Consider the following 9,193-nt stretch of genomic DNA (forward strand, 5'->3'; position numbering starts at 1 on the left):
GTCCCGTGCCGCTCAATGCGCACCCGGCGTCGCGGCGGGCGGCGCCTTGGCGGCGGGTGGGAAGGGGTATTGCCCCGGACGCGTCTCCACCGTGATCCAGCGCAGCTCCGTGAACTCCGCGATCCCCGCGCGCCCGCCGAAGCGGCCGTAGCCGGAGGATTTGGTGCCGCCGAAGGGCATCTGCGCCTCGTCATGCACGGTCGGGCCGTTGACGTGGCAGATGCCGCTCTCGATCCGCTGCGCGAGGGCGATGCCGCGCGCCACGTCGCGCGTGAAGATCGCGGCCGACAGCCCGTACTCGGTGTCGTTGGCGACGCGCAGCGCCTCCTCCGCGTCCGCCACGCGGATCATCGCCACCACCGGCCCGAAGGACTCCTCCGCGTAGAGGTCCATCTCAGGCGTCACGCGATCGACGATGGCGGCCGGCATGATCGTGCCCTGCCGCGCGCCGCCGCCATGCAGCACCGCGCCCTTGGAGGTCGCGTCCGCGATCATGCGCTCGACCTTCACCGCCGAGGCCTCGTCCACCACCGATCCCAGGAACACGTTGCCCCCGCGCGGATCGCCCACCGGCAGTGCCGCCACGAACGCATCCAGGCGGCGCACGAACTCGTCCGCCACGCTCTCCACCACCACCAGCCGCTCGGTGGACATGCAGATCTGGCCCTGGTTCATGAAGGCGCCGAAGGCCGCGGCCTTCACAGCCTCGTCCAGGTCGGCATCCTCCAGCACGATCATCGGCGCCTTGCCGCCCAGCTCCAGCAGCACGGGCTTGAGGTGCCGCGCCGCGTGCACGGCCACGATCCGCCCGACCTTGGTGGAGCCGGTGAAGTTGATGCGGCGCACGGCGCGGTGGGCGATCATCGCCTCCACCACGGCCGGCGCGTCCTCCGCCGAATGCGTCACCACGTTCACCACGCCGGGCGGCACGCCCCCCTCGCGCAGCGCCTGCGCGATCAGGCTGTGCGTGCCCGGGCAAAGCTCGCTCGCCTTCAGCACCACCGTGTTGCCGCAGGCCAGCGGCAGGGCCAGCGCGCGCACGCCCAGGATCACCGGCGCGTTCCAGGGCGCCATGCCCAGCACCACGCCCACCGGCGCGCGGATCGACATGGCAAGACAGCCAGGCTTGTCGGACGGGATCACCTCGCCCGTGGTCTGCGTGGTCATCGCCGCCGCCTCGCGCAGCATGCCGGCCGCCAGGTGCACGTTGAACCCGGCCCAGCCCGCGGTGGCGCCGATCTCATCGGCCATCAGGCGGATGAACTCGGGCGCCTTGGCCGCCAGCGCGTCGGCGGCCTTCAGCAGCACGCCGCGCCGCGCGCTCGGCCCCATGGCGGACCAGGCGGGGAAGGCGCTCGCGGCCGCGTCGCAGGCGGCCTCCGCATCGGCAACCGTCGCGGCCGCGGCGCGGGTCGCGACCTCGCCCGTCACGGGGTTGCGGCGCTCGAAGGTTCCGGCGCCCGTGGCGGGGCGGTCGCCCTCGCCGATGATCAGCGGCACGTCCAGCATGGTGTGTCTCCCTTCCTATTTCTTGTCGTAGAGCTGGGCGATGCCGGGATCGATCGAGACCTCCACCAGCATCGGCCCCGTGGCCGCCATCGCCTCGGCCAGCGCGTCCTCCAGCTCCTCCGGCGTCGCCACGTGGCGCCCGGGGCAGCCCATGCCGCGCGCCATCGCCACGAAGTCGAGGCCCGGCAGGTCGATCCCCGGCGCGTCCCGCACCTGCAGCACGCGCGAGAAGGAGCGCATCGCGCCGTAGCCCGCGTTGTTCATCACGACCACCGCCAGCGGCAGCTTCTCCTGCACCGCCGTCCAGATCGCCTGGGGCGAGTACATGAAGGACCCATCCCCGATCAGGCACACGACGCGCCGCCCGCGATGCGCCAGCGCCACCCCCACCGCGCCGGGCAGGCTGTAGCCGAGCCCGCCGCTGGCCATGGTGAAGAAGCTTCCCCATTCGCGGATGGGCATCTGCGCGTGCATGGTCGGGCGATGGGAAGGCGCCTCCTCCACCAGGATGGCGTCGGGCGGCATGGCCGCGTGCAGCCGGTGCAGCGCATAGGCCGCGCTCACCGGGCTGCTCGCCTCCGGCGGCGCGGGGCGCGGGCGCGGGGCGGGCAGGGCACGCCCATCCGCCGGCAGCAGCGCCGCGAGCGCCGGCAGCCCCAGCCGCAGCGCGCCCAGGATCGCCGTGCCCATGGGGGCGGAGGCGGCGGTTTCCGCATCCGTCGTCATCTGGATGATCGGGATGCCCGCGCGGAACAGCGCGCATTCCCCGGGCACGTGGAAGGTGAAGACGGGCGCGCCGATCACCAGCACCAGGTCATGCGCGATCAGCGCGTCCGACACCTTTTCCGGCGAGGCGTGCAGATGCCCCACGAAGAGCGGATGGTCCTCGGGGAAGGACAGGCGCGAGGAGAAGGGGCTGGTCCAGACCGGCGCGCCGATCCGCTCCGCGAGGGCGACCATGGCCGGCCCCGCGTTCTCCGCATCCACCTCGGGCCCCACCACCAGCACGGGGCGCCGCGCCGCGCCGATGGCCCGCGCCGCTTCCTCCAGCGCCGCCGGGTCGGGCGCGGTGTCCGGGTGCCAGGCGCGCGCCGGAACCGGCTGGCAGGCCGCCGCCCAGTCGTCGGACGGAATGGAGACAAAGGTCGGGCCATAGGGCCGCTGGGTGGCGATGCGGTGCGCCTGCGCGATCGCCGCCGGCACGTCCTCCGCCCGCGCGGGCTCGATCGAGAACTTGACGTAGGGCTTGGGGAACTGTGCCGCCTCCGTCGCGCCCAGGAAGGGGAAGTTCGGCAGCAGCGCCCGCGTCTGCTGGCCCGCCGTGATCACCATGGGCGCGCCGTTGCGCAGCGCCGTGAACACGTTGCCCAGCGCGTGCCCGACGCCGGCGGCGGAATGCAGGTTCACCATGGCGCATCGCCCGGTGGCGCGGGCATAGCCATCGGCCATCCCGACCACGCTCGCCTCCTGCAATCCCAGCACGTAGCGGAAGTCGGACGGCCAACGGTCCAGGAAGGGCAGCTCGGTCGAGCCGGGATTGCCGAACACCGTAGTCATGCCGAGCTGGCGCAACAGGTCGAAGGTCGCCTCCCGCACGGTGGTGCGGGTGGGTGTGGTGTTTCCGTCCATCAGGTCCTGTCCGAATCCAGCGCGGCGATCAGCCGGCGCAGCGTGTCGAGAAAGGCGCCGCGGTTCTCCGCGCCCACGATGGCGTCGAGCGCGCGGTCATGCGCCGCGGCGTGAAGGCTCAGGGCCTCCAGCGCCTGTTCGCCGGCAGGGGTGAGGCTGAGGGCATAGCTGCGCCGGTCCGCCGCCCGGTCCCGCCGGATCAGCCCGCGCCGCTCCAGCTCCGCGAGCGCCGGGGTGAGGGTGGACTTGTCCCGCCCGACGGCGGCGCCGAGCGCGGTCTGCGACAGGCCCGGGTTCTCGCGGATCATCACCAGCATGGCGAAGCGCCCCGGCTTCAGCCCGGACTCCAGCCCCGAGGCGCCGCTGCGCCGGGCAAAGGCCGCGAAGGAGGCCTCCTGCGCCAGCCGCAGGTGAAAGCCCAGCGTGTCGCCAAGCGGCCCCAGCCGGACCGTGCCCAAGCCCCCGGGCAGCACGCGCAGGGCAGGGGCGGCCTTCGCCTGGGGCGGATGAGCGGCGCGCGCGGGTATCGCCTGGGATGGCTGGGCCAAGGAACGGCATCCTCCGGGCGGCGCGTCATGAACCGCGCACCGCTTTTGCCGGAACCGTAGGATGCCCAACGATCTCGCGGCAAGCACCCCGTGGCGGGGCTGCTATCTTTGTGTCCGCGGGCAAAAGAAGCTGCTGCGCCCCGCCTGCACGATCCGCGCGACGCCGGGGCAGGCCGGGGGGCCGGGGCAGCGCGGGCAGGGATGGCCCAGGCGGTCATACACCTCGAACCGGTCCTGGAAGCGCCCCAGTTCCCCGTCGCTCCGCACGTAGTCGCGCAGCGAGGACCCGCCCGCCTCGATGGCCTCGCCCAGCACCGCCTTGATCGCCGGCACCAGCCGCGCCGCCCGCGCCCCGGGCACCGTGCCCGCGAGCCGGCGGGGCGAGAGGCCCGCGCGGAACAGCGCCTCCGCCACGTAGATGTTGCCAAGCCCCGCCACCACGCCCTGGTCCAGCAGCGCGGCCTTGATCGGCGTGTTCTTGCCCGCGAGGGAGCGCGACAGGGCGGCCGGGGTGAAGGCGTCGTCCAGCGGTTCCGGTCCCAGCCCCGCCAGCAGCCGGTGTCCGTCCTCGGCCCCGGTGGGCACCAGGTCCAGGCAGCCGAAGCGCCGGGGGTCCTGGAAGCCGACGCGCCAGCCATCCTCGGTTTCCAGCATCAGGTGCTCGTGCGCGAGGCCATCCCCGGCGCCGCGCGCGTCCGAGAAGGCACCCTGCGGCGCGATGCGGGCCACCGGCTCCTGCCCGGGTGGGCGGGCCACCATGCGGCCGGACATGCCCAGGTGGATCAGCGCCGATTCCCCCTCCGACAGCCGCATCAGCATGTACTTGCCCCGCCGCCGGAACCCCTCCACCCGGCGGCCGCCCAGCCGCTCGGCCAGGTTCTCGGGGAAGGGCCAGCGCAGGCCGGCGCGGCGTGTCTCGGCACGGGCGATGGTCCGGCCGGTGAGCACGGCGGACAGGCCGCGCATCACGGTTTCCACTTCGGGCAGTTCGGGCATGGCCGGGATATGGGGAGGCGGGCATGATTTCGTCCATGCCCCGCCCGATCGCCCCGTGCCCCCTCCTCGCCCTCGCCGCCCTGCTGGCCGTCGCGCCGGCCCTGCCCGCCACCGCCGAGGGTCCCACCCGCGCAACCCGCCAGATGGTCGCCGCCGCCCATCCCCTCGCGGCCCGCGCCGGCCTCGACATGCTCCGCGCCGGCGGCAGCGCGGCCGACGCCGCCGTGGCGGCCCAGGCCATGCTCTCGGTGGTGGAGCCCAACGCCACCGGCCTGCTCGGCGGCGCCCTGCTGCTGCACTGGGACGCGGCCACCCGCCGGCTCGGTGGCTACGAAGGCATCGCCGCCGCCCCCGCCGCCGCGACGTCCCGCCTGGTGGAGGCCGCCGACGGCAGCCGCGCCGGCGCCGCCACCGTCGCCCGCTCCGGCCGGGCCGTGGGAGTTCCCGGCACGCTGCGGATGCTCGCGCTGGTCCATGCCGACCACGGCCGGCTGCCCTGGCGGGACCTCCTCGCCCCCGCCATCCGCGTGGCGGAGGATGGCTTCCCGATGCCGCCCACCCTGCACCGCGTGCTCGCCGCCCGCGCCGTGGAGCTCGCGCGCGACCCGGAGATCCGCGCCCTGTTCCTCGGGCTGGACGGCCAGCCCCTTCCGGTTGGCGCCCTCGTCCGCAACCCCGTGCAGGCCGCCGCCCTGCGCCACCTCGCCGAGCACGGCGCCGAGGCCTTCTACCGCGGAGCCCTCGCCGAGGCCGTGCTGGACGCGACCGCGCGCGAGCCCGTGCCCGGATGGATGACGGCCGCGGACTTGGCGGCCTACCAAGCGAAGCGCCGCGATCCCGTCTGCTCCGAGGCCTTCGGTCGCCAGGTCTGCTCGGCCGCGCCCCCATCCTCCGGCGGCATTGCCGTGCAGCAGCAACTCGGGATGCTGGACCGCCTCGGCATCGCCCGGCTCGCACCGGACTCACCGGAAGCCGCCCACCTGATCCTGGAGGCCAGCCGCCTCGCCACCGCCGACCGGCGCCGCTGGATGGGCGACCCCGACCGCGTGCCCGTTCCCACCCAGCCCCTCGTCTCCCCCGCCTACCTCGCGGCGCGCGCCCGCCTGGTCGATCCCGCCCGCGCCATGGCCGAGGCCCCCGCCGGCAATCCGATGGAGCGCCACGGCGCGCTCCCCGCCGCCTCCGACCCCCTGGCGCTGGCCGGCACCTCCCACCTCGCCATCGTGGATGCCGCCGGGAACGCGGTGTCCTTCACCACCACCAACAACCTCAACTTCGGGGCGGAGCGGCTGGCCGCCGGCATCACCCTGAACAACGGCCTGACCAACTTCGCCGCCACCCCCGGCCCGCCGGAGGCGTCCGCCTTCAACGCCATGGCCGGCGGCAAGCGCCCCGTCACCACCATGGCCCCCACGGTCGTCCTCGGGCCGGATGGCGCCCCGGAACTCGTGGTCGGTGCCGGCGGCGGCGCCCGCATCGTCGATTCCGTCACCGTCGCGGTGGTGGAGGTCCTCGCCTGGGGCGCGGACACCCTGCACGCCACCGCCCGCCCGCGCATCGGCGCCCAGAACGGCGCGGAGGAGCTGGAAGCCGGCACCCCGGCGGCGGGCCTGGCCGAACCCCTGCGCGCGATGGGCCATGCCCCGCGCGTGGTCGAGATGAACACCGGGCTGCAACTCATCCGGCGCATCCCCGGTGGCTGGGAAGGGGCGGCGGACCCGAGGCGGGACGGGGCGGCCATGGGGGACTGAGGGCCGGCGGAGGATTTTGCCCACCGGAGGGAAGGGGGCTGGGGGAGCGTGCCCGGCCGTCCTATTCTTCCTCCATGTCCCAGAACGACAACACCGACGGCACCATCGACTTCGGCTTCACCCCCGTTCCGCGCGAGAGCAAGGCCGGCATGGTCCGGCAGGTCTTCGACAGCGTGGCGCCGAAATACGACGTCATGAACGACCTCATGTCGGTGGGCCTGCACCGCCTCTGGAAGCGCGCCTTCGTCAACGCCATCGGGGCCGGCCCGCGCGACACGCTGCTGGACCTGGCCGCCGGCACCGGGGACATCGGCTTCCTCGCGAAGGAGCGCGGCGCGGGCCGCGTGATCCTGGCCGACATCAACGCCGCCATGCTCGGCGTGGGGCAGGGCAGGGCGCTCGGCCGGGGCCTCGCCGCGGGCCTCGACTTCGTCTGCTGCGACGCCGAGAAGCTGCCCTTCCCCGACCGCTCGGTGGAGCGCGTCTCCATGGCTTTCGGGCTGCGCAACTGCACGGACAAGCCCGCCGTGCTGCGCGAGGCCCGCCGCGTGCTGCGCCCGGGCGGCCGCTTCCTCGTGCTGGAATTCTCCCGCCTCCAGGTTGCCGCGCTGGACCCGCTCTACGATGCCTGGAGCTTCAAGGCGCTTCCGGCCATCGGCGCCCGCGTGGCCAATGATTCCGAAAGCTACCGCTATCTCGCCGAAAGCATCCGCATGATGCCCGACCAGGAAGCCCTGGCGACGATGTTCCGCGAGGCCGACCTCGAGAACGTCACCCACCGCAACCTGTCCGGCGGCATCGTCGCCATCCATTCGGGGTGGCGCCTGTGAGCCCCCTTGGGAACCTCGCCGGCAAGCGCGTCCTCCTGATCGTCTCGGGCTCGGTCGCCGCCTACAAGTCGCTTGAGCTCGCCCGCCTGCTGGGCAAGGCCGGCGCCACCGTCACCGGCCTGCTGACCGCCGGCGGCGCCCGCTTCGTCACCCCCCACGCCTTGCAGGCCATCACCGGCCGCCCGCTGGCCCAGGACCTCTGGTCGCTGGAGGAGGAATCCGCCCGCGGCCATATCCGGCTCGCGCGCGAGACCGACCTCGTCGTCGTCGCACCCGCCTCGGCCGACCGGATCGCGCGCATGGCGGTGGGCATGGCCGACGACCTCGCCGGCGCCGCGCTGCTCGCCTGGGGCGGCGCCGTGCTGGTCGCCCCGGCCATGAACCCGACCATGTGGTCCCACCCCGCCACCGGCGCCAACGTCGCCACCCTGATGGCCCGTGGCGTCACCTTCATCGGCCCGGAGGACGGCCCCATGGCCGAGGCCGAGAGCGGCACCGGCCGCTTGTCCGAGCCCGCCACGATCCTCGCCGCCATCGACGCCGTCCTGTCCGACCCTGCCCACGGCGCGCCCGACGCCGCGCTGGAGGATGCGCTGGACGCCGCGATCGCCGAGCAGGACGGCCAGTCGCCGCCCCGGCCCCGGGCGCCGTCCCCCTCCAGCTTCACCGAGGGCCTGCCCCACCCCGCCGACCACCACGCGGCCCCGGTGGAGGCGGCACCGTCTTCCTTCTCCGCCTCCCAGGTCCCCGCCGGCCCCGCGCCGCACACCGTGCGCGGCGCCGCCCCGGGCGCCCTGCCGCTGACGGGCCGCCACGTCCTCGTCACCTCCGGCCCGACGCACGAGCCGATCGACCCCGTGCGCTTCATCGCCAACCGTTCCTCCGGGCAGCAGGGCCATGCCATCGCGCAGGCGCTCGCGGCGCTGGGCGCCCGCGTGACCCTCGTCGCCGGACCCGTCTCCATTCCCGATCCGGGTGGGGTGGACACCCTCCATGTCGAGACCGCCCGCGATATGCTGGCCGCCTGCGAGGCGGCCCTGCCGGCCGATGCCGCCATCTTCGCCGCCGCCGTCGCCGACTGGCGCCCCGCCGCCGTCGCCGAGCAGAAAATGAAGAAGCCGCTGGACCAGTCCGCGCCGCCGCTCGCGCTGGTGCCGAACCCCGACATCCTCGCCACCCTGTCCCGCCACCCGCAGCGGCCGGAGCTGGTCATCGGCTTCGCCGCCGAGACCGAGCGCGTGATCGAGCACGCCCAGGCGAAGCTCGCCCGCAAGGGCTGCGACTGGATCGTCGCCAACGACGTCTCGGGCGACGCCATGGGGGGCGCCGAGAACACCGTCCACCTCGTCACCCATCACGGCGTGGAGCACTGGCCCCGCCTGCCCAAGCCCGAGGTCGCCGCCCGCCTGGCCGACCGCGTGGCCGAGGCGCTTCACCCGTGAGCGCCACCATCCGCGTCATCCGCCTGCCGCACGCGGAGGGCCTGCCGCTGCCCGCCTACGCCACCGAGGGCGCCGCCGCGATGGACCTGCTGGCCGCCATCGGCGCCCCCGTCGTCATCCTGCCCCACGGCCGCGCGCTCATCCCGACGGGACTGCGCGTGGCCCTGCCGCCCGGCCACGAGTGGCAGATCCGCCCCCGCTCGGGCCTCGCCCTCAAGCACGGCATCGTCCTGCCGAACTCCCCGGGCACGATCGACGAGGACTACCGCGGCGAGGTCCAGGTCATCATCCTGAACGCGGGCAACGAGCCGTTCCGGGTGGAGCGCGGCATGCGCATCGCCCAGGCCGTGCTGGCGCCCGTGACCCGCGCCGTGTTCGAGGAGGTGCCGGTGCTGCCGGACACCCCGCGCGGGGAGGGGGGGTTCGGCAGCACGGGAGGCCGTTAAAAGTGCTGTTAAGTCCTTGCTGAATCGTTACGATATCTCCGT

Annotated in this window: 8 protein-coding genes; 4 read left to right on the top strand and 4 right to left on the bottom strand. The window is 74.3% G+C overall.

All coding sequences use genetic code 11. The features are described from left to right. Positions 1–12 precede the first annotated feature (12 nt). The 4 genes from ACFFIC_RS16200 to mutM all read right to left on the bottom strand — a co-directional run bounded on the left by ACFFIC_RS16200 (position 13) and on the right by mutM (position 4,682). Positions 13–1,509, bottom strand: a complete 1,497-nt coding sequence (locus ACFFIC_RS16200; RefSeq protein WP_377052157.1) for an aldehyde dehydrogenase — start codon at positions 1,507–1,509, stop codon at positions 13–15. A gap of 15 nt (positions 1,510–1,524) precedes the next feature. Beyond that, the gene (gene mdlC, locus ACFFIC_RS16205; protein WP_377052159.1) at positions 1,525–3,138 is read right to left on the bottom strand and encodes a benzoylformate decarboxylase; all 1,614 of its coding nucleotides are present in this window, start codon (positions 3,136–3,138) and stop codon (positions 1,525–1,527) included. After that, on the bottom strand, positions 3,138–3,686 hold the full coding sequence (locus ACFFIC_RS16210) for a MarR family winged helix-turn-helix transcriptional regulator (RefSeq protein WP_377052161.1): 549 nt from the start codon (positions 3,684–3,686) through the stop codon (positions 3,138–3,140). Before ACFFIC_RS16210 ends, mdlC begins: the two co-directional genes overlap by 1 nt. A 102-nt stretch (positions 3,687–3,788) precedes the next feature. Further along, positions 3,789–4,682, bottom strand: coding sequence for a bifunctional DNA-formamidopyrimidine glycosylase/DNA-(apurinic or apyrimidinic site) lyase (mutM, locus tag ACFFIC_RS16215; protein WP_377052163.1), 894 nt, complete (start codon positions 4,680–4,682; stop codon positions 3,789–3,791). A gap of 35 nt (positions 4,683–4,717) precedes the next feature. Here mutM and ACFFIC_RS16220 point away from each other — a divergent pair, with 35 nt between their 5' ends. The 4 genes from ACFFIC_RS16220 to dut all read left to right on the top strand — a co-directional run bounded on the left by ACFFIC_RS16220 (position 4,718) and on the right by dut (position 9,151). After that, the gene (locus ACFFIC_RS16220) at positions 4,718–6,433 is read left to right on the top strand and encodes a gamma-glutamyltransferase family protein (protein WP_377052164.1); all 1,716 of its coding nucleotides are present in this window, start codon (positions 4,718–4,720) and stop codon (positions 6,431–6,433) included. A gap of 74 nt (positions 6,434–6,507) precedes the next feature. Further along, positions 6,508–7,263 (top strand): class I SAM-dependent methyltransferase, encoded by a 756-nt coding sequence (locus ACFFIC_RS16225; protein WP_377052166.1) that lies wholly within the window; start codon positions 6,508–6,510, stop codon positions 7,261–7,263. Continuing rightward, positions 7,260–8,705 (top strand): bifunctional phosphopantothenoylcysteine decarboxylase/phosphopantothenate synthase, encoded by a 1,446-nt coding sequence (locus ACFFIC_RS16230; protein WP_377052168.1) that lies wholly within the window; start codon positions 7,260–7,262, stop codon positions 8,703–8,705. The genes ACFFIC_RS16225 and ACFFIC_RS16230 overlap by 4 nt, the downstream gene beginning before the upstream one ends. After that, a complete protein-coding gene (gene dut / locus ACFFIC_RS16235; RefSeq protein WP_377052170.1) occupies positions 8,702–9,151 on the top strand; it encodes a dUTP diphosphatase in 450 nt (149 codons plus the stop codon). The genes ACFFIC_RS16230 and dut overlap by 4 nt, the downstream gene beginning before the upstream one ends. Positions 9,152–9,193: the final 42 nt, after the last annotated feature.

Origin of the sequence: Muricoccus vinaceus (genome assembly GCF_042433125.1) — a bacterium.
In the GTDB taxonomy this organism is placed as follows: Bacteria; Pseudomonadota; Alphaproteobacteria; order Acetobacterales; family Acetobacteraceae; genus Roseomonas; species Roseomonas vinacea.

Bases quoted from the DNA above. Each gene is read 5' to 3' on its own strand.
- ACFFIC_RS16200 (WP_377052157.1), bottom strand. From the start codon at position 1,509: ATGCTGGACGTGCCGCTGATCATCGGCGAGGGCGACCGCCCCGCCACG.
- mdlC (WP_377052159.1), bottom strand. From the start codon at position 3,138: ATGGACGGAAACACCACACCCACCCGCACCACCGTGCGGGAGGCGACC.
- mutM (WP_377052163.1), bottom strand. From the start codon at position 4,682: ATGCCCGAACTGCCCGAAGTGGAAACCGTGATGCGCGGCCTGTCCGCC.
- ACFFIC_RS16220 (WP_377052164.1), top strand. From the start codon at position 4,718: ATGCCCCGCCCGATCGCCCCGTGCCCCCTCCTCGCCCTCGCCGCCCTG.
- ACFFIC_RS16225 (WP_377052166.1), top strand. From the start codon at position 6,508: ATGTCCCAGAACGACAACACCGACGGCACCATCGACTTCGGCTTCACC.